24 protein-coding genes are annotated in these 19828 nt (G+C 49.9%); 18 read left to right on the top strand and 6 right to left on the bottom strand.

Features of this window, described 5'->3' with window-relative positions; genetic code table 11:
* The first annotated feature begins 84 nt into the window (after positions 1-84).
* Complete coding sequence (locus METMI_RS0119095) at positions 85-2247, top strand: zeta toxin family protein (RefSeq protein ID WP_019867910.1); 2163 nt, start codon at positions 85-87, stop codon at positions 2245-2247.
* Between the two features lie 269 nt (positions 2248-2516).
* Here METMI_RS0119095 and METMI_RS0119090 read toward each other — a convergent pair whose 3' ends face one another.
* The gene (locus tag METMI_RS0119090; RefSeq protein WP_019867909.1) at positions 2517-3254 is read right to left on the bottom strand and encodes a GlcG/HbpS family heme-binding protein; all 738 of its coding nucleotides are present in this window, start codon (positions 3252-3254) and stop codon (positions 2517-2519) included.
* A gap of 237 nt (positions 3255-3491) precedes the next feature.
* On the opposite strand from METMI_RS0119090, the gene METMI_RS0119085 reads away from it, so the two are divergent.
* From METMI_RS0119085 to cobT, 6 genes are all read left to right on the top strand, one after another.
* Positions 3492-3767, top strand: a complete 276-nt coding sequence (locus METMI_RS0119085) for a hypothetical protein (protein ID WP_019867908.1) — start codon at positions 3492-3494, stop codon at positions 3765-3767.
* A gap of 17 nt (positions 3768-3784) precedes the next feature.
* Positions 3785-4642, top strand: a complete 858-nt coding sequence (locus METMI_RS0119080; protein WP_019867907.1) for a quinoprotein dehydrogenase-associated putative ABC transporter substrate-binding protein — start codon at positions 3785-3787, stop codon at positions 4640-4642.
* Positions 4643-4817: 175 nt separating this feature from the next.
* On the top strand, positions 4818-5690 hold the full coding sequence (locus tag METMI_RS0119075; protein WP_019867906.1) for a dCTP deaminase: 873 nt from the start codon (positions 4818-4820) through the stop codon (positions 5688-5690).
* Positions 5691-6083: a cytidine deaminase family protein gene (locus METMI_RS26460; protein WP_083930407.1), complete on the top strand. Its 393-nt coding sequence runs from the start codon at positions 5691-5693 to the stop codon at positions 6081-6083.
* A gap of 390 nt (positions 6084-6473) precedes the next feature.
* Positions 6474-7133, top strand: a complete 660-nt coding sequence (bluB, locus tag METMI_RS0119065) for a 5,6-dimethylbenzimidazole synthase (protein WP_019867904.1) — start codon at positions 6474-6476, stop codon at positions 7131-7133.
* Positions 7124-8161 carry a nicotinate-nucleotide--dimethylbenzimidazole phosphoribosyltransferase gene (gene cobT / locus METMI_RS0119060; RefSeq protein ID WP_019867903.1) on the top strand — a complete coding sequence of 346 codons (1038 nt, stop codon included), beginning with the start codon at positions 7124-7126 and terminating at the stop codon, positions 8159-8161. Before bluB ends, cobT begins: the two co-directional genes overlap by 10 nt.
* A gap of 39 nt (positions 8162-8200) precedes the next feature.
* Here cobT and METMI_RS0119055 read toward each other — a convergent pair whose 3' ends face one another.
* The 3 genes from METMI_RS0119055 to METMI_RS0119045 form a co-directional block, all read right to left on the bottom strand.
* A complete protein-coding gene (locus METMI_RS0119055) occupies positions 8201-8803 on the bottom strand; it encodes a nitroreductase family protein (protein ID WP_019867902.1) in 603 nt (200 codons plus the stop codon).
* Positions 8804-8876: 73 nt separating this feature from the next.
* Complete coding sequence (locus METMI_RS0119050) at positions 8877-9752, bottom strand: pirin family protein (RefSeq protein ID WP_019867901.1); 876 nt, start codon at positions 9750-9752, stop codon at positions 8877-8879.
* On the bottom strand, positions 9742-10206 hold the full coding sequence (locus METMI_RS0119045; RefSeq protein ID WP_019867900.1) for a DoxX family protein: 465 nt from the start codon (positions 10204-10206) through the stop codon (positions 9742-9744). The genes METMI_RS0119050 and METMI_RS0119045 overlap by 11 nt, the downstream gene beginning before the upstream one ends.
* A gap of 124 nt (positions 10207-10330) precedes the next feature.
* Here METMI_RS0119045 and METMI_RS0119040 point away from each other — a divergent pair, with 124 nt between their 5' ends.
* Positions 10331-11230, top strand: a complete 900-nt coding sequence (locus METMI_RS0119040) for a LysR substrate-binding domain-containing protein (RefSeq protein WP_019867899.1) — start codon at positions 10331-10333, stop codon at positions 11228-11230.
* Here METMI_RS0119040 and METMI_RS25750 read toward each other — a convergent pair.
* Positions 11217-12062, bottom strand: coding sequence for a peptidylprolyl isomerase (locus tag METMI_RS25750; protein ID WP_019867898.1), 846 nt, complete (start codon positions 12060-12062; stop codon positions 11217-11219). The genes METMI_RS0119040 and METMI_RS25750 overlap by 14 nt on opposite strands.
* Before the next feature lie 146 nt (positions 12063-12208).
* The gene (locus METMI_RS0119030) at positions 12209-12730 is read right to left on the bottom strand and encodes a DUF1097 domain-containing protein (protein ID WP_019867897.1); all 522 of its coding nucleotides are present in this window, start codon (positions 12728-12730) and stop codon (positions 12209-12211) included.
* 303 nt (positions 12731-13033) lie between these two features.
* Here METMI_RS0119030 and hslV point away from each other — a divergent pair, with 303 nt between their 5' ends.
* The 10 genes from hslV (at position 13034) to ubiB (ending at position 19811) form a co-directional block, all read left to right on the top strand.
* Positions 13034-13579: an ATP-dependent protease subunit HslV gene (gene hslV / locus METMI_RS0119025; RefSeq protein ID WP_040572807.1), complete on the top strand. Its 546-nt coding sequence runs from the start codon at positions 13034-13036 to the stop codon at positions 13577-13579.
* Positions 13580-13592: 13 nt separating this feature from the next.
* Positions 13593-14924 (top strand): ATP-dependent protease ATPase subunit HslU, encoded by a 1332-nt coding sequence (hslU, locus tag METMI_RS0119020; RefSeq protein ID WP_019867895.1) that lies wholly within the window; start codon positions 13593-13595, stop codon positions 14922-14924.
* A gap of 42 nt (positions 14925-14966) precedes the next feature.
* Positions 14967-15161: a hypothetical protein gene (locus tag METMI_RS27165; protein ID WP_156829901.1), complete on the top strand. Its 195-nt coding sequence runs from the start codon at positions 14967-14969 to the stop codon at positions 15159-15161.
* Positions 15139-15348 carry a hypothetical protein gene (locus METMI_RS0119015; RefSeq protein ID WP_019867894.1) on the top strand — a complete coding sequence of 70 codons (210 nt, stop codon included), beginning with the start codon at positions 15139-15141 and terminating at the stop codon, positions 15346-15348. The genes METMI_RS27165 and METMI_RS0119015 overlap by 23 nt, the downstream gene beginning before the upstream one ends.
* A complete protein-coding gene (locus METMI_RS0119010) occupies positions 15348-15746 on the top strand; it encodes a type II toxin-antitoxin system VapC family toxin (protein WP_019867893.1) in 399 nt (132 codons plus the stop codon). The genes METMI_RS0119015 and METMI_RS0119010 overlap by 1 nt, the downstream gene beginning before the upstream one ends.
* 31 nt (positions 15747-15777) lie before the next feature.
* Positions 15778-16059, top strand: a complete 282-nt coding sequence (locus METMI_RS0119005) for an antibiotic biosynthesis monooxygenase (protein ID WP_019867892.1) — start codon at positions 15778-15780, stop codon at positions 16057-16059.
* Positions 16060-16152: 93 nt separating this feature from the next.
* Positions 16153-16548 carry a gamma-butyrobetaine hydroxylase-like domain-containing protein gene (locus tag METMI_RS0119000; protein WP_019867891.1) on the top strand — a complete coding sequence of 132 codons (396 nt, stop codon included), beginning with the start codon at positions 16153-16155 and terminating at the stop codon, positions 16546-16548.
* 16 nt (positions 16549-16564) lie between these two features.
* Positions 16565-17311 carry a bifunctional demethylmenaquinone methyltransferase/2-methoxy-6-polyprenyl-1,4-benzoquinol methylase UbiE gene (ubiE, locus tag METMI_RS0118995; RefSeq protein WP_019867890.1) on the top strand — a complete coding sequence of 249 codons (747 nt, stop codon included), beginning with the start codon at positions 16565-16567 and terminating at the stop codon, positions 17309-17311.
* Position 17312: 1 nt separating this feature from the next.
* Entirely contained in the window at positions 17313-17930 is a 618-nt protein-coding gene (locus METMI_RS0118990; protein ID WP_019867889.1) for a ubiquinone biosynthesis accessory factor UbiJ, read from the top strand.
* A 321-nt stretch (positions 17931-18251) separates the two neighbouring features.
* The gene (gene ubiB / locus METMI_RS0118985; protein ID WP_019867888.1) at positions 18252-19811 is read left to right on the top strand and encodes a ubiquinone biosynthesis regulatory protein kinase UbiB; all 1560 of its coding nucleotides are present in this window, start codon (positions 18252-18254) and stop codon (positions 19809-19811) included.
* Positions 19812-19828 lie beyond the last annotated feature (17 nt).

The following is a 19828-nucleotide window of genomic DNA, read 5'->3' as shown; positions in this document are numbered from 1 at the left end:
AGAATATGCAGGCCATCTTAAGGCCCGCTACATAATATCGAACCCACTTTTAATGAATAAAGGTTCACCCCACAAATTGGCAACATGATTAGCAGCGCAACAAACCACTCGATTCCAGGTTACCGGCAACTAAAAAAACTGCGCACCGCCTTGGCAATTGCGAAAGGGTGTTTGCTGTTAAGCGCGTTGCAGCGCGAGATTGAAAGTACTGTTTCGCAAGACCAAGCAAAACGGGTGACGTATTTGACCGATTTGTTTTTGCGCATCCATAGGGAAATCTTTTTTGACTGGAAAGACCAAGCCACCGTCAGCCACCGGCCTGGCAACATGCCGGAGGCGGCGAAACGCAAACAATTTCGTGAAACCATAGAACGCTTAGTGTTGGATGGTGATGACAACAAGGACACGGCGATTTTCGATAACAACGGCTTTGTTATCTGTACCGAAAATATCGCCGAACGCTTGAGCGTGTTTTACCAAAAGATGCGCGAAGTCCGCCCGTTCACTTATGGAAACCGCATCACGCTGGATTTGTTTATGGTTGCCTTGGGCAAATTGCCTGCCTTTAAAGCCGTGTATGAGCAGGGCATTGATTTCCGGCGCTTGGGAAAAAGCGACCCTTTTGCCTTACATCACGAAGGCAGCAGCCTTGCGGATATTACCCTAGCGTTTCAACATGCTCTGGAAGCGGCGCGTTGCAAAAGTCTACAGAATATCGCCAATGGCTATGGGAAGTGGCCGGAAAATAAGAAGTTTGTTTTAGGCATCCCGTTTTTATCCCACACAACGCCTGATGGCATTGCCTGCCTGGTGACGGTCAATGGCGGCTTAGTGCCATTGTCCTATATCCGGGAAGAATTATTTTTGCCCGGCAAACAATTCGCCGATTATCCGTTAAGTTTGTCCGAGCATGTGATTGGCTACCTGCCTGACACCGAGGCTTTGCGTCCGGTGCGGGATACGGAAATTGACGGTATCAGCGTCGCTGAAAATGGCTTGGCTCCATTGTTCTGCTTGGATGTCAATATCCTGAGCGGCTTACGCGCGCCCGGGCATACTGAATTGCTTGAGCTGATCAAGCAATGTGGGGGTGAGGGGGTGACCATTTATAATCTGGCAAACAATGAGAGCCTAAAAAACCAGTTGTTGCAGGCGGCGGAAGGCGATGAACGTTTATATCGTGGCGTGGAAATCGCCTACGAGCGCGTCAGCCGCATGACGCAAAAATTGGAAAACGCCAGAAAAGCCATTTTTGAAGGCAAAACGGCCGATGCCCAGCCTAAGCTGTTTATGAGCATGGGTGGTGCGGGTTCTGGCAAGACGGCGGTCGAGGAGATTGCCGCCGCGCAGTGCGGGGACAATTATGTTATCGCGTCACTTGATGAATTCCGCAAGCTCAGCGATTTGTACACGGTGTTGACCGCCGCCAGCCATCACAGTGACGACTATGTCTTTGTCGAACCCTTCGCCAACCGTTTGCGCGGCTTGGTCGCACAATATGCGCGGGCAGTGCAGGTCAACATCTTGTATGACGGTACTGGCATCCCCTATAAACCGCGCTATGCCGACATTATCGACAACTTTAAGGCCGCTGGCTTCCACACCCAAATTACAGCGGTTGATGCGTTTATCGTCAAACCGGAAGGGCGGGAAGATGAGTTGCCGCGTTCGGCGGTGATCAATAGCGTCAAAGACCGCTTTGCCAAAACCGGACGGGCATTGCCGTGGGTGGTGACGGTGGACAAACATATCCGCGCCCCCGGGTCTTTTCTGGTGGCGTTACAGCATCACGCTTTGGATAAACTGTCCTTGTTCGCCAATGACGGGGAACGTGACAAACATTATCTGGTTGCGGAAAGTTTTGACTTTACTGATGATGAAGTACGCGCCTTGCATCGGCATCAAGGCGCGGGGTCTTTGGCGGGGCATTTGCAGTCATTGATTTTCGGGCGCCACGATTCCGTGTTGAAAAATTTGGGCGACAATAACGCAGAGGCGGTTGCCGCATGGATCAGCCGCAACCCGGCTTTCGACGAAAGCAATGTCGCCTATCAAATTTACCACAGCAATTATGGGTATCGGGTGCTGGTGATTTACAACACCCGGCGCATGGTGGATTTTGTTGAGAAGCGCCAGTTGAACCCAAATGCATCAGGTGAAGAGGGTTTGTTACATAAGCCTGAGGCTTTGGCGTTTCATGTTGACCCCTATGCGAAAGAACCTTGGATGACCAGGTTGCAAGATTAGCCACGCACGTTTGCACGCAGAAATAGTTGAGGGCGGGAAAGGGGATCGATTGCATTGGGGGAATTAAGCCCCAATCCGCTCGCCTGCCGGATTGGGGGTAAAGCTCGGGCCATGGTGAAATCACCCGTTTGATGCGTTTGTATGAAGCGCGAGGGGTTTCCCCGCCTAATCCTTTTGGGCTTTGGTAGCGGCGCAAACGGTCAGGCGGCGACAGCTCCCCATCATTTTAAAGTGTGCTGGTTTCACCATGGATTGGGGGTGGCAAGGGTTTAGGTTCCGGCTTTAGTAAAGCTTTCGGCAATTTCTTTAGCTTTTTGGGTACAGATCGGGTGTCCCCAACCACTAGGGGTGGCTGAGCCAATGTCATAGACTATATTGTCATCCCCGTTTTTAGCGACCCCACCAAACACATGGTCAAGGTCTAAGAGCTTACGGGTTTTCCAGGCAATGTTATGGTCGGCGCATGAAGAATCCCCGCTAACCCCGATAGCACCCTGTAATTTGCCCGCGGCATCGTACAACGCCAAACCGCCGCCAAAAACATTGACGCCACCTATTTTTTGACCAACCAGCGGGTCGCTAGCGGTGCCATAATTTTGTGAAGGGCCACGGTAGGCGGCTTCCACGTTTACGGGGTTGCTTTCTTGTAAACCGAACAGGGTGCCACCCGGTTGGACAGCGGTATAGAGGTTCGCGGTCGAAAGGGCCAGGCGGGGCAAGCTGAACGCATTGGCGGTATTGGCTTTTTGCGCCGAAATGACGCGGCTGCCTGGCCATTGGCCGCCTCTGTTAGGTGCGGTCATAGCCACTGCACAGACAATCCCGTCCCTGTCGACAATGGTTGCCCACATGTTAAGGGCAAATCCGCCGTTATTTTCTTTTTGTACAACGGATAAGGCACTGCTTAAAGCGGTATGGTTTGGCAGATTATTGCAGCCGGCCATAACCATATTTGATGCCAATGCCAATGTGCCCACTGATAGTAGCGATCTGATTAATGTTTTCATCGTTTTCCTCATAAGATTATGTATTTTTTTAAGTGCCGCATTAACTATTGCCGGGGATAAAGGCCAGCTAATAGGTTGAAACGGATAGGGTTCCGCTGCAGCTGGAAAAGTCTAGTGCCTCACTTGGAATTTGTCCACAGCTCGCACATGGTTATTAATTCATGCCACTTATGTGTAAAATACCTTTACATAGGCAAAGCATTTGTGACATGGCGGCACTTAATTTAGGGGCATTAAATGAAAATAACCCAGATACTCCCATTATTCACGTTGGCCGCGATAGTGGCTGGCTGTACCCAGGACCAGCAAAACCAGTTATCCAGAAAAGTGGTTGAATTGTTGGATAGCGATTATCGCGTCACTTACGCAAACGGCCCCACTACAAAAAGTTGGACGATTAAAAACGGTAAGGTCACCACCAGCGACAAAGGCTATTACTATTTTTGGGATGACCAAAAACACTATGTCCAAGTCCCTATAGAAAACACCTTTATTGAAGAACTTGACCATTGAACATTTGCCCAGAGACTATGATGAGCATGACCAAATTATTTGCCGGACTTTGTCTGGCGGCTTTAAGCTACTCAGCCAGTGCCGAAGAGGCTTTCAAAGTGTGCGCCGACCCGCTGAACCCGCCGTATTCCAGCAAACAACAAGACGGTTTTGAGAACAAAATTGCCGAACTGTTTGCCAAGGAACTGGGGCAAAAGCTGGAATACACCTGGTTTCCGCAACGTATCGGCTTTATCCGCAACACCTTGACCGCGCCGGTCAACGACAAGGAGGTCGATAGCAAAGAATTCAAATGCGATGTGGTGATGAACGTGCCCGAAGGTTCGGACATGACCTTGACCACGGAGCCTTATTACCGCTCGACTTATGTGCTGCTGATCGCCAAAGGCCGTGGTTGGGATGATATTACCGACACCAAGCAACTGGTGCTGATGCCCTTGCAACGCCAGGAAAAATTGCAGATCGCCATGTTTGACCGCAGCCCGGGCACGACGTGGATGCAAAAAAACGGCCTGCTCGACCAAGGCATACCCTACCAATCCATGTCCGGCGATGATGAGAACAATGTCGCCATGCAATTGGACAAAGACCTGAAAGCCAAAAAAATTGACATGGTGATAGTCTGGGGGCCATTGGCGGGTTACATCGTTTCGCAAAGCCCCAAAAACAGTTACACGATGATCCCCATGCCATCCTCACAAGGCATCCCGTTTGAATTTTCGATGGCGATGGGGGTGCGTAATGGCGATAAAGCCAGAAAAGCTATGCTGGATAAATTGATCCAGTCAAGATCAGCGGAAATTCATCGTATCATTGCCGGATATGGCATTCCTTTACTGGATATTCCTAAGGGTACGAAAAAGCAAGATGATTGAAGGGGAAAAATGCGGCAGTATCGAAAATCAAAAGTAGCAAGTTTTTACTTTAAACAAAATAATTCAAATTTTGCTTGATTGAGTATCAAGCCGCTATAAACGCTCACCGATTCAGTGTGATAAATCCAATGTGGGCATTTTTGATTGCTAACAAAAATAGCTGGCTGGAGGGAAAATGAATGTCTTGTCAAGATCTGAAATAATCACACTTTTTAAATCAAAAGAATTGAAAATTGAAACTACTAATAACCATTATGAATCAGTATGTGATAACGCATACTCTAAAGATAGTCCATTTCAGCAATGCTCAATTGATTTACATGTTGGATCCATATATGTTCCCGAATTAAATTTTGATGACTTGGGGGGTATGTCACAACCAAGGACTGATGGATATGTCTTGGGTACTGGCGGCACGGTGTTAATAAAGACAAATGAAAAAATAACTTTACCGAACAATGTTGGAGCTATATGTTTTTCACCATCCAGCACTGCATTAAAAGGAGTAATGATAACCAACATGGGACATGTTGACCCTGGATATTCAGGATATTTGCACTTTACTGTCATTAATATGGGGAAGGGTCCATATGGTATAAGAGCAAATATCGACATTTTATGCACCATAATATTATTTAAACTTACTGAAAACGCAGTCCCGTATGGATCAGAGTATATAAAAACGCTTCCAGCAAATCTGGGTTCTCTTAGTATTTCGGGTTCAGTTTATTTTTCATTACCAAAATTATCGAAAGACTTTGTAAACGTTGAAAAACGCGCGCAAGATGCCGCTGAAAAAATATTTGATAAAACAAAATTATATCAAATAGGCGTACCGTTACTTGCAGCATTAGTCGTGTCAGCATTTTCGCTTTTTCAAATATTTTTTACTAAACCCTGGGAAGTCGAGGTGCAAAAAACCAATATTAAAATCGAAGCATTAGAAAAAAAATTATCTTATGAAAAACGAATAGCTGAGATGGAAATAAATCTAGATAGAATAGAAAAGACAAAAAATATTCTAAACACAAAAGGTACTACTAAATAAATGATTGATAAATCTGTGCATTGGGGTAATTTATCGAATCTCGCTTGGTCTGTTAGAGACAATTCATATTTGATTGGAACAACGGCCGTTGGTGCAGCTCTCATTGCTAGCAACGGCAAAATTTTCACGGGATGCAATGTAGAACATAGATACAGAATATTAGATGTCCATGCAGAAGTTAACGCAATAACAAACATGGTAACATCTGGATATAAATCATTTTATGCCATTCTTGTAGTTGCAGAGAGAAAAAGATTTACCCCATGTGGAAGCTGTTTAGATTGGATAATTCAGTTTGGTGGTTTGCAATGCCAAGTGGGCTATCAAACAAGTAGAGATTCAAAAATTGTTGTGCATACAGCACACGAATTGATGCCTTATTATCCTGAATAATTTTCTGAAGCCAGTAAATAACAATAAGATAAAAGAGCTATCCATCTTACTACTGTAGGTACAAAATATAAGGCTATGTCACCGTTAGTTGTTGAAAAAATTTTATGTTCGGCGCAAAGCCTTATTTAATGCGGATTGCGGCTTTTACTCAAAGCCGCGTCATTTAAGGCTTCCACAATTAACGGTGACATAGCCAAATATAAAGGCGTCAACGCAACCATGTGCCACTGTTCTTCAAGCCTGGCGTGGCTCTCGGATGAGTCCGCTTTCGGCTAGGCCACAACCGGTTGTGGTCACAGTACTTAAATGGATAGCCCTTTAAAGATAATTTGATGCCTGCCTAGCCACCCCGTTTGAATATGCCCATGAAACAACCCCACGGTAACCCATTTGCCCGCTAACCATCGTTATTCCGATGCCGACATCGCCGCTGTCTATCGGGTGATTTATGAACGCCGCGACATGCGGCATTTTTTATCTGACCCTATCGCCCCCGACCAATTGAACCGTTTGCTGGCTGCCGCCCACCACGCGCCTAGCGTTGGCTTTATGCAGCCCTGGCGGTTTGTCCGTGTCCGTTGCCCTGATCTGCGGATAGGCCTTCACCAATTGGTTGAACAAGAACGTTTGCTGACCGCCAAGGCCTTGCATGAGCGTGAAGACAGTTTTATGAAGCTAAAAGTGGAAGGGATTTTGGACTGTGCGGAAGTCTTGGTCGCGGGGTTATGCGGGCAACGTGAAAAGCATGTTTTTGGGCGGCGTACTTTGCCGGAGATGGATTTGGCCTCCTTGTCCTGCGCCATCCAAAACCTGTGGTTGGCGGCGCGTGCCGAAGGTTTGGGCATGGGTTGGGTTTCCATGTTTGCACCGGATGCAGTTAAAGCCCTATTGGGCATGCCAACCGACAGCCATCCGGTGGCGATTTTGTGTTTAGGCCATGTCACCACATTTTATGAGCAGCCGCTCTTGGAACAAGAAGGCTGGGCTGCCCGCCAGGATCTTGACGGGCTGATTTTTGAAAACTTTTGGGATACGCCGCCGTGCCGCTAGACTTTACTATCAAGCCCTTGCCATTGGCGTTGGCGACTGCCCTACAACAAAAAATTGACCAAAAAACCAAGCCGCTAGGCGCCTTAGGCCAATTGGAAGCCGTGGCCTTGCAAATTGGCCTGATCCAAAACACCTTAACGCCCACGCTTAACCATCCGCATATCATTGTCTTTGCAGGCGACCACGGCCTGGTCGAAGCAGGGGTCAGTGCCTATCCGCAAACCGTCACCGCACAAATGGTCGCCAATTTCCTCGCAGGTGGCGCGGCGATCAATGTGTTCGCCAGGCAACATGGTATTAAATTGCTGATCGCCGATGCAGGGGTCAACGCGGATTTGTCGGCGCACAGCGGCCTGATCCACGCCAAAATCGCCAACGGCACGCAAAATTGCCTGGCCCGTCCGGCGATGACTGGGGAAGAATGCCTGGAGGCATTGTATAAAGGTTCGGAACTGGTGAAAGGTTGCCATGCGCAGGGCTGCAATTGCATCGGGTTTGGGGAAATGGGCATAGGCAACACGGCATCGGCCAGCCTCATCGTCCAGCGTTTGACAGGGATGCCGTTAGCTGAATGTGTGGGACGCGGCACGGGGCTGGATGACGCCGGGCTTAGCCATAAAACCGCTGTGTTGCAGCAAGTGCTGGACCGGCATCAGGTTCCGGCCGCATCACCGTTGGCGGTTTTGGCCCATTTCGGTGGCTTTGAAATCGCCATGATGGCGGGTGCGTACCTTCAAGCCGCCGAATTGGGCATGGTGGTGATGGTGGATGGTTTTATCGCCAGTGCGGCGTTGTTGGTGGCCGCACACTGTTATCCGCTGGTGCTGGGTTATTGTGTGTTCAGCCATGTTTCCAATGAGCGCGGACATCAGGCGTTGCTAGACCACTTTAATGCCGATGCGCTACTTAAGCTGGATATGCGTTTGGGTGAAGGCTCAGGCATCGCCATCGTTTATCCCTTGTTGCAGTCGGCGGTGCTGTTTCTTAAGGAAATGGCGACGTTTGCCGAAGCCGGGGTTGACCACTAGCATTGGGATAGGTTTTATCCCGTCCCTAACGTTTCCGGCCTACGCAATACCCACCCCCCATTTCCCCGCATAAAAACGCTGCCCTAAACTGGCCCGTGCGCGTTCCGCCAATTCAGCGGCTTTAAAATCTTCATCCAAGCTATCCGCTTCGGCCTGATAACCCAGCGCCATCATGGCCATTGGTGTGCAGTCGTCTGGCAACCCGAACGCGGCCCGTGCCTTGTCGGCATCATAGCCGCCCATTTGGTGCACCACCAAACCCAGCGCAGACGCTTGCAAAGCCAAACTCACGCTGGCGGCTCCGGTATCGTACATACCAAAGCGGTTCGGTTTGCCGTTATGGTTAAAATTCGCCATCGCCACTGAAAGAATCAGCACCGGGGCGTTTTTCGCCCAGAGACGGTTTTTGTCCATCAAGGTGTCAAAGGCGGTTTCCCAACTTGCCAGATCCGCGCTTTTGTCGCAGACGATAAACCGCCAAGGTTGGTCATTGAAGCAGGAAGGCGCCCACCGTGCCGCTTCCAGCAAGGCCAGCAGGTCATCATGGCTGACGGGTTTATTTGGGTCTATCGCCCGTGGGCTCCAACGGTTTTGGATGATGTCATGGATTTTAACGGAGGTTGATGCGGGTTTTGGGTGCATGGCTAATACCTATGTGGGTTACTAAAGTGTAAGCCGGAACGGCGTCGGACGCCCTTCCGGTTTGTGGATGGGTTTATAGGGCCAATACGCCATCCCGGTAATCGCGGAAAGCCTGTTCAATTTCAGCCGTGGTGTTCATGACAAACGGCCCTGACTGCACAACTGGTTCGCGTAGCGGTTTGGCGGACAACAGTAAAAGACGGGCAGGGGAGTTGCCTGTTGTCAGGTGTATCCTATCACCATCCAGCAATTGCCCAAGCTGTCCAGAACTTAACCTGCTTGTATCAGCCCCCACACCCACGTCGCCTTGATAAACATAAACGGCGGCAGTGTGTTCTAAAGCAACTGGAATGGCCAGTTCCTGCTGCGGGCTGAGGGCAATGTCAAAGTATAAAGGCTGGGTCGTCACACCAGTGACCGCACCCGTGACCTTGCCATTGGCCGTGGCATAATCCCCGGCAATCACTTTGATATATCCGCCGTCCGCCAAACTAACCGTCGGGATGTCGGCGGCAGGAATGTCCTGGTAATGGGGCGGTTTCATTTTTTCCTCTGCTGGCAGGTTGATCCACAGTTGGAACCCTTGCAGCAAGCCATCTTCTTGCTCGGGCATTTCCGAGTGGATAATGCCGTGTGCCGCCGTCATCCATTGCACATCCCCGGCGCGTAAATGGCCTTCGTTGCCCAAATGGTCGCGGTGCAGCATCGCGCCCGCCAGCATATACGTAACGGTTTCAAAGCCACGGTGCGGATGCGGGGGGAAACCGCCGATATAATCCGCCGCTTCATCGGAAGCAAATTCATCGAACAACAGGAACGGATCAAAGGCGTTGTCAGGGGTCGGGCTGATAATGCGTTTCAGCTTAACCCCTGCGCCGTCGGAGGTGCGTTGCCCGTTGATGGTTCTGGCAAGATGGCGCACTTGCCCGACTGTTTGCTTAGTTGTCATGGTAACCTCCCAATAAGTTGTTTTTCAGCAGATAACGGTCAACGCTATACCGCCCGCCGCCCATAATCAGCAAGGACACGGTGGCGGCCAACAACGCCAGCGCGTATTCAATGCCATGCGCGCTCATAAAAAATCCTTGGCTGGCATGTACCCATAGCAAGGCCACCGCCATCGTCAAGGCGCTGGCTCCTGCCGCGATCCGGGTGAATAAACCCAGCATCAAGCCGACACCACCAAAAAATTCCGCGCTACCTGACAGTAACGCCATCAAGAACCCCGGTTGCAAACCCACCGACGCCATCCATTGCCCTGTGCCTTCCAATCCGTACCCGCCAAACCAAGCGAACAGTTTTTGCCCGCCATGGGCGGCCAAAATCAAACCGATAGGGATGCGCAACACGGCCGCTTCCAAACCAGCATGGGAAACCAACGTTCTATTAATCCAATTTTTCATAATAACCTCTTAAAATAATTAACAAATTTAATGTTCAAGCACATTATAGGGGGAGCTGGCATAATAAAAAGCGATAGATTTTGTCAGATCATTTCAAAAAAATTGATTAATCAACAAGGCGCCTATGAAATACCCGATCACCTTAGATGCGTTGGAAGTGTTGGACGCGATAGCCCGCAAAGGCAGCTTTGCCGCAGCCGCCCAAGATTTGTTCCGTGTGCCGTCGGCAATTTCTTACACTGTCCAGAAAATGGAACAAGATTTGGATGTGGTGTTATTCCGTAAAGAGGGTAGGAAAGCCGTGTTGACGGAAGCCGGTAAAGTGCTGCTTGAACAAGGCCGGGCTATTCTCGAAGCTACTGAACGGCTGGCGGTGGCGGCCAAAACGACGCACAGTGGCTGGGAGCCGGTGTTCAATATCGCCGTTGATTCGATACTTAGTTTTGATGTGGTTTACCCGCTGATCGCCCAATTTTACGAAGTGCAGCCGGATATAGAAATTAATTTGTATGAAGAAGTGCTGGGTGGGGCAATTGAAGCGATCACTACGGGGCGGGCGGATTTGGTGATCGGGGTGGGCGAACAGCCCATGCAGCACCCTGATTTGGCCATCAGGACCCTTCGGCATATCGAATGGCTATTTGTCGTCGCTCCGGGGCATCCATTGGCGCAAATGCCGCAACCGCTATCCCGCCAATTGGTCGAACAGCACCGGTTTGTCGTCGTCAGGGACTCTTCCCGCTACCAGGCGCCACAAAGCCGCCGCTTGTGCAGCAAGCGCCCGGTGTTGAGCGTGCCGACCATCAATGAAAAAATCCGTGCCCAATGCGCTGGCTTGGGCGTGGGTTTCCTGCCTGCCCATCGGATTCAGGACGAGCTTGGACAAGGCCGCTTGCTGCCGCTTGAATTGGAAGGCTCCGTGCCACCAGAAGCGATTAATGCGGGGTGGAAAAAATCTAACCGTGGCAAGGTGTTGCACTGGTTTATTAAGGAATTGCTGCAACCCCAGCCTATTGGACACTAGGGCTGGCTATAACAAACACGGCGGTACAGTTATGGTCGCCTTTTGCCATGCTCAGCGTGATGGTTTTTGCGACGCCTTGGCAATCGCCACGCCAGTTTGAGAAAACCCAGCCAGCCCCCGCTGTTGCCGTCAACTGCAAGGTGCCGCTGTTCGGTTTGGTCACTATGCAGGTGATACCGCAATTGATCCCTGCCGGAGAACTGGTTACGGTACCAACACCGCTACGTAAGATGCGGGTGCGTGACAAGGCTGGTTCTAAGGTGGTCTTATAGGTGGTTTCGACCCAAACGAGATTTCCAGCTGTGTTGTATGGCAATTGTGTCGTGTTGAAAGTGAGAAAATTGCCCATTGCGTTAGCAAGGTATAAGCCTTTGGTCACGGTTCCAAATACGGCATAACCTGGGTTATTGGGGTCGCTGTAATCCAACATAGGATTATCGACGAGGTTGATAAAAAATTGTGACCTCGCAGAATCAGGGGTATCAGTCCTCGCCATGGCTATTGTCCCTTTGGCATTGTGCAAGCCCTTATTGGTTTCCAATGGGATGGCAGGGAAGGGTGTGCTTTTGTACTGTCCGGTGCCCTTGTCAAATCCGCCACCTTGAATGACAAAATTTTTCTGCGCACGATGGATCAAGGTGTTTTTATAAAAGCCGCTGTCCACGTATTTTATAAAATTATTGGCAGTGACGGGGGTTTGGGTGAAATTAGGTTGTATGGCAATGGTGCCTAAGTTGGTTTGTAATTGCACAATTGTCGGGCCGGCACCGTGGGCTACGTTGCCGATTAACGAACAAAAAACACCTATCAGAAAAAAGGATAAGTTCCGCATGATGTGCACCAATATGAATACGGGGAATTGTTAAGGCCTTTTAGGGTTATTTTGAAGACCCGATACCCCTAAAAGGCCAAGTGGCTTGTTAACGCTACGTTTAGCTAACCACTCGGCTGGTTTTAGAATATCAGTTTCTTCAAGCCTTATTCTTTAGTCCATTTGGCGGCCAATTGTCCTGAGAACTGGCCGAAATAAGTGCCGACTACGATAGAAATCGAAATGACCAGCAAGGGGTTAGCCAAAGAAACCCCCAACAACACATCTTGGGTCAATTTATCAGGCGTTTGCAGCAAATAGGCGAAAGTGGCTGAATAACCCAAAACGCTGGCTGGAATGGCTGCAAGGCGTGGGCAGCTTGCAGCCAAGCACATGACGATAACGGCAATGGTTACGGTAACGGCCGCCATGAACGGGAAACCCAGTGCCGTGTCCGGTGCAATTTCAGTTAACAGCAGGGCGGTGACCCATGCCATGGCTACGCCGAAAATGCCGCAAGTGATAGTGTTGACCAACGCCGCTTGATCCGCGCCTAACAGAAAATAAGCCGCCCAAGCAATAGTCGCCGCCCAGATAAAAAACACGCCGCTCAGTGGGCCAACAGCTAAGAAGGTGGCAACGCCAGCCAATACGCCAATACTTAAGGAAAGTGCGGTCAGTTTGTTCATTTATGTATCTCCAATGGTCGCCCCAATAATTAGTATGCCCGGATAAGCCAGTGAGGCCATCTGTTTTATCCGGCGTTCGGGCAAAGGGAAAGGGTAAAAGCCGAACTTTTCTGATGTTAGCAGAGATTAATGGCAAGAGAAAATGTAAATGCCGCAGGAAGGCTTGAATTAGTGTTGGTTAAGCCTCACTTCTGTCAGTTGGCATGTCCATGGAGTGAGTTTTTTCGCACTTTTACAATGAGACCCTGTAAAATGCCTGGACAATGATAAGGTTCAGGTTTGGTAAATTTAGGATAAAAAAATATGTTTAGAGGAACAACCATACTTTCAGTGCGCCGTGGCGGCAAAGTCGTCATTGGCGGCGACGGACAAGTGACGTTGGGCAATACGGTCATGAAAGGCAACGCGCGGAAAGTCCGCCGCTTGTATCATGACAAAGTGATTGCAGGTTTTGCAGGGGCGACGGCGGATGCGTTCACCCTGTTTGAGCATTTTGAAGGTAAGCTGGAAAAGCACCGCGGCAATCTGACCCGTGCGGCAGTGGAAATGGCAAAAGACTGGCGTACTGACCGCGCTTTGCGCAAACTGGAAGCCCTGCTGGTGATTGCCGATGCCAAGACCTCGTTGATTATCTCAGGGACGGGCGACGTGATAGAGCCGGAGCATGATTTGATGGCGATAGGTTCAGGTGGCGCGTTTGCCCAAGCGGCGGCGCGTGCCTTATTGGAAAATACCGATTTGAGTGCGCGGGAGATTGTGGAAAGGTCACTAAATATCGCGGCTGATATTTGCATTTACACCAACCACAATTTGCGCATCGAAGAATTGGATGCAGAACCTAACGAGTAAGACGAGCAAAACCATGACCCAAATGACCCCAAAAGAAATTGTCAGCGAATTGGACAAGCACATCATCGGCCAAGCCAGCGCCAAGCGTTCGGTGGCGATTGCGTTACGCAACCGCTGGCGGCGTCAAAACGTTGATCCGGCCTTGCGCGATGAGATCACCCCAAAAAATATCTTAATGATAGGGCCGACCGGTGTCGGCAAAACCGAAATCGCCCGCCGTCTTGCCCGCTTGGCGAACGCGCCGTTCATTAAAATCGAAGCCACCAAATTTACCGAAGTGGGCTATGTCGGACGTGATGTCGAATCCATCATCCGCGACTTGGTGGATTCGGCGATCAAAATGACCCGCATGAGCGAAATGGAACGGATGCAAACTAAAGCTGCCGAATCTGCCGAAGAACGCTTATTAGATATTTTATTGCCGTTACCGTTGTCACCGACTGGCAGCTTATCCACGTCGGAAGAAAACACCCGCATGAAAATGCGCAATAAATTGCGTGCTGGCGATTTGGACGATAAGGACATCGAAATTGATGTCCATGTCGCGCCGATGGGCGTGGAAATTATGGCGCCTCCTGGTATGGAAGAAATGACCAGCCAACTGCAAGGCATGTTCCAAAGCATGGGCTCGGAGCGCACCAAGCCGCGTAAGATGAAGGTCAGCAAGGCTTTGAAAGTGTTGGAGGAAGAGGAAGCCGCCAAATTGGTGAATGATGATGACATCAAACTACGCGCCGTCGAAGCCGTAGAGCAACATGGCATCGTGTTTCTGGACGAAATCGACAAAATTTGCAAACGTGGTGAACATGGCGGCGGCAGCGGTGAAGTGTCGCGCGAAGGCGTGCAACGTGATTTGTTGCCCATCGTCGAAGGCAGCACCGTCAGCACCAAATACGGCATGGTCAAAACCGACCATATCCTGTTCATCGCCTCCGGTGCGTTCCATGTCGCCAAACCCTCGGATCTGATCCCCGAACTGCAAGGCCGTTTCCCCATCCGGGTGGAACTGAACCCATTGTCAGCCGAAGATTTTGTCCGTATCCTGACCGAACCCAATGCGTCCTTGACCGAACAATACAGCGCGTTGCTGGCAACCGAAGGCGTATCTCTCTCTTTCGCGCCAGACGGTATCCAACGCATCGCCGAACTAGGCTGGCAAGTCAACGAGAAAACCGAAAACATCGGCGCACGGCGTTTGCACACCATTTTGGAGCGCTTGTTGGAAGAAATCTCTTTTGACGCCCCGGATTTGCAAGACAAAACCATCGTGATTGACGGCGATTATGTCGATAAGCATCTGAGTGAATTTGTTGAAGATGAGGATTTGAGCCGGTATATTTTGTAGCCTGTATGTAGCGAAGCGGAATACGGGATTTGCATAATAGTTATGAACAATGAAGACAACTTAAGACTAGAATATTCACTTGAACTTATAAAATCCGGTGTGCGTGGAAAATATGCCAGCCGTTATAAGGAAGGTACAAGCATCGTCTTGGTTGACCCCGATTTGCATAAGCTTTTATTAAATCCCGAAAAACACAGCAGTACCGGAGAAAATAATGACTGTCATCGAACGACTTAAACAAGAAGCCGAACAACTTTCAGAACCATTAGCCCAGGAAGTGTTGGATTTTTTATTGTTTGTGCGTAGCAGACACGCAACAGGATGGTCCATGGGCTTTTTTGAACGCACAGCCGGGGCTTGGCAAGGCGAGCCTCTCGAACGCGCTCCCCAAGGTGAGGCGGAGCAGCGTTTGGAATTAGAATAATGTGGTTACCTGATACTAATGTCTGGATACGTTATTTAAATCCTCAGCCGTCACCAGTAAAAACCCATTTTTTGAAACATCCCCCAGGCCAGATATTTCTGTGTGATATTGTGAAAGCAGAATTATTTTTCGGAGCTTTTAAAAGTGTACGGCGCGATGAGAATTTGGCTTTGATTGATGACTTGGCTGGCGGCTTTGTATCGTTTCCATTTGATGGCGATGCCGCCCGTTATTTTGGTCAAATCCGTACCCAACTTAGCAAAGCAGGTACGCCAATTGGGCCTTATGATCTCCAGATTGCGGCGATTGCCTTAAGCCACGGTTTTACCTTAGTGACGCACAATACCAAAGAATTTTCTAGAGTTTCGGGATTGCATTTAGAAGACTGGGAAATATAAACATTTCTAACGAATAGGAAGTTACAGAAAAATGCCCCACGTACTCATCATCCATGAAGTCGAAGACTACACTGCATGGAAACACATATTCGATAACGCGGCGAACATCAGAAAAAACGCGGGCGAGCAGAACTACCAAGTTTTAAAATTTGCCGACGATGCCAACCACATCGTGCATTTTTCCCAATGGTCAAGCATCGCCAATGCCAAGGCGTTTTTTGAATCGCCCGAATTGGTGGAAATCCGTAAACAAGCCGGAGTAAAAGCCCCGGAATTTATGTATTTGGATTTGCTGGAAGAAGGCGTATTGTAAACAGCTAAATCCATCAGTAAGCCGTTATCTCGTTTAAGATTGCCAAAACCCCAGAACACAAGCCTGTGTTTACCCCTTACCATCCCTGATCCCATGCGCCTAAACATCAAACCCTGCAACAGCCAACCGGTTGAAATCAAACATCACCAACTGTCCAACCGTCTGGAAATCAGCTACGACGATGGCAGCGTGTTCGTTCTGCCTGCTGAATATCTGCGCGTCTACACCCAATCGGCGGAAGCGGTCGGGCATGGGCCAGGCCAGGAAACCTTGCAATACGGTAAGGAAGACGTGAGCATTAAAGACATCCGTCCCATCGGCAATTACGGCATTTTGCTGGTGTTTAGCGATGGCCATGACTCAGGCATTTACACCTGGGATTTGCTCTATCAGCTTGGGACTGACTATCAAACTTTGTGGGCCGCGTACCTAGAACAGTTGGAACTGGCAGGCATACAGCGCAAAACCACACGACCGAATTCGCATTAATTTAAGAGGAACGACCATGACTACCGACAACACCACCCATTTTGGCTTCAAGCAAGTCGCTGTCGATGAAAAAGTGAAACTGGTGCGCGGGGTATTTGATTCCGTCGCCGAACAATACGATGTCATGAATGACCTGATGTCGATGGGCATACACCGTATTTGGAAACGCATCGCCGTACAACTCAGCAATGTCCGCAAAGGCGAACATGTACTCGATTTGGCGGGCGGCACTGGAGATTTGACCGCCTTATTCAATGAGCGTGTCGGCCCGGAAGGCCAAGTCGTATTGGCGGACATCAATGCGCAAATGCTCCGCACCGGACGTGACCGCATGATAGACCGTGGCTTGGCGAACATCCGCTACGCCCAAGTCAACGCCGAGTGCCTGCCGTTTGAAGACAACACCTTTGATTGCGTGTGCATCGCCTTTGGCCTGCGCAATGTCACCGATAAAGATGCCGCCTTGCGTTCCATGCACCGCGTGTTGAAACCCGGCGGCCGCGTCATCGTTTTGGAATTCTCGCATCCCACCGACAAAGTCACCGAAAAAGTCTACGATTTCTATTCCTTTAATATATTGCCGAAAATTGGCCGGTTCGTTGCCAAAGACGAAGAGAGTTACCGTTATCTCGCCGAATCCATCCGCATGCACCCCAAGCAGGAAGAGCTAAAAAAGATGATGGAAAACGCTGGCTTGGAACGCTGCGAATATTTCAATATGACCCAAGGCATCGTCGCCGTGCATAGAGGTTATAAAATTTAACATGGTCATTAAGCCGTTGTTATTGGGCGTGTTGGAAACCGCCTTCCGTGAATATCTGGCTTTGGATGCCAATAGCCCCGCCTTGCTCGCGCCTTTGGCGGGCAAGGTGATCGCCGTGACTGTCACGCCGTTTAATGAAACGGTGTATTTATGTCCGGCGGCCGATACCATCCAATTGCTTGATGTTTATCCAGGCGAACCCGACACACAATTGACAGGATCATTGCTGGCGTTGGGCTTGATGGGCGTCAGCGACAAACCGATGCGGTCTATTTTTGCGGGTGATGTGGTCATTGACGGCGACATGCACACGGGGCGGCGGTTTCAGGAATTGTTCGCCAAATTGGACATCAATCTGGAAGGCAAACTGGCCCGGTACACGGGTGAACGTTTCGCCCATAATCTCAGTCAGTTTTTCCGCGCAGGGCAAGACTGGAGCAAAGAAACGCTGGAAACGTTCCGCCTCAACGCCGCCGAATTCCTGCAAGAAGAAACCAGGGACTTGCCTGCCGTACCCGAAGCGGATATGTTCTACCAGCACATAGACGACTTGCGGCTGGATTTTGACCGTTTGCAAAGCCGCGTGGAACGCTTGGAAAATCAGCATAAAGAAGATTAAGAAGAATTCCACGAAAGACACGAATAGTTTCGTAGGATGGGCTGACGTGAGGAAGCCCATCAATCCCGGCAACACCCATGATAGGCTTCCTATCGTCAGCCCATCCTACGTTGGCTGTTATATGAATTAACCGAAAACTTGAACGCTTGAAGCTTAGTTAGGAGTGCGGTTATCTTGATCACAAAGTTGGACAAGATGCCCCTTTTCCAACTAAGTCATGCAACTTTTCGTGCTTTTCGTGGAAAAATGCTTCATCAATTAAAATTATAAACACACCAGCGGCCTCGCCAGCTGGTTCAAAACGCCACCAAAGGTAACGCAGTGATCCGCCCAAAAATTTTAATGCGCCTGATCCATATCAATTGGGTTTTGGTGATGCACGGCCTTGACGAGATTGTCTTAAAAACACCTTATTTCCGCCCCATCCGTTTCCTGGCGATTTTCTCCCCCTATTATTGGATGACCCGCCAATCCGAGATCAAGGTTGCCCGTGGGGTCAGGATCCGCCAAGCTTTGGAAGATTTGGGGCCGATTTATGTAAAATTTGGCCAGGCCTTGTCGACACGCAAAGACTTGTTGCCCGATGACATCGCCGACGAATTGGTCAAGCTGCAAGACCGCGTCCCGCCGTTTGGCAATGATGTCGCCCGCGCGATCATCGAAAAAGAACTGGGCATGTCAATTGAAGAAGCGTTTGCCGAATTCAGCCCGCACCCTTTAGCTTCCGCCTCCGTCGCCCAAGTGCATACCGCCGTTTTGCATACCGGGCAAGAAGTGGTCGTCAAAGTCCTGCGCCCCGATATTGAAGAGCGTATCCATTCCGACATGGGCCTGATTTACGAATTGGCGCGTATCGCCGAGAAATTTTCGCCCGACGCCCGGCGCTTGCGGCCTATGGAAGTGGTCGCCGAATTTGAAAAAACCACACTGGATGAATTGGACTTGGTGCGCGAAGCCGCCAACGCCGCCAAAATCCGCCGTAATTTTGAAAAATCCGCGATCATCTACATCCCCGAAATCCATTGGGAATTCACCCGCCAAAAAGTGATGGTCATGGAACGCATCCACGGCATCCCGGTCGGCGACATCGAACAAATGCGGGCAGGGGGGGCTGACTTTAAACTGCTTGCCGAACGCGGCGTGGAAATTTTCTTCACCCAGGTGTTCCGCGACAATTTCTTCCATGCCGACATGCATCCTGGCAATATCTTCGTGGAACTGCCCGCGAAATACATCGCCATCGACTTTGGTATCGTCGGTTCTTTGTCACTGTCCGACCAACATTATCTGGCGGAAAACTTCCTCGCCTTCTTCAACCGCGATTACCGCAAAGTTGCGGAAATGCACGTCGAATCCGGTTGGGTTCCGCGCACAACCCGAATTGAAGAATTCGAATCGGCGATCCGTAGCGTTTGCGAGCCGATATTTGAAAAACCCTTAAAAGACATTTCCTTCGGACAATTGCTGCTACGCCTATTCCAAACCGCCCGCCGTTTTGACATGCGTGTGCAACCGCAATTGGTGTTGTTGCAAAAAACCCTGCTCAATATCGAAGGCCTAGGCCGCCAGCTTTATCCCGATTTGGACTTATGGCAAACCGCCAAGCCGTTCTTGGAAGGTTGGTTCCATGAGCGCATGGGGCCAAAAGCCAAAATCAACCAATTATTAAAGCAATTCCCCGAATTCGCCCAACAATTCCCCGAAATCCCCTCTCTGGTCTACAAAGCCCTAGACAACGCCGCCCACGCCCAACACCAAGCCGAAGCCCAACAACGCGAACTGGCCTTATTGCGTGAGCAGATAGATAGCCACCAACGCAGCACGATGTGGGCGATGATAGCGGGTGCGGCGTTGATTAGCTTGGCGGTGTTTTTTCAGTGATGATTGGGTCGCCATAC

It is taken from the genome of Methylovulum miyakonense HT12, from assembly GCF_000384075.1.
Classification (GTDB): Bacteria; Pseudomonadota; Gammaproteobacteria; order Methylococcales; family Methylomonadaceae; genus Methylovulum; species Methylovulum miyakonense.
The sequence above is the reverse complement of the archived record's forward strand: the minus strand, read 5'-3'. Positions and strand labels throughout refer to the sequence as shown.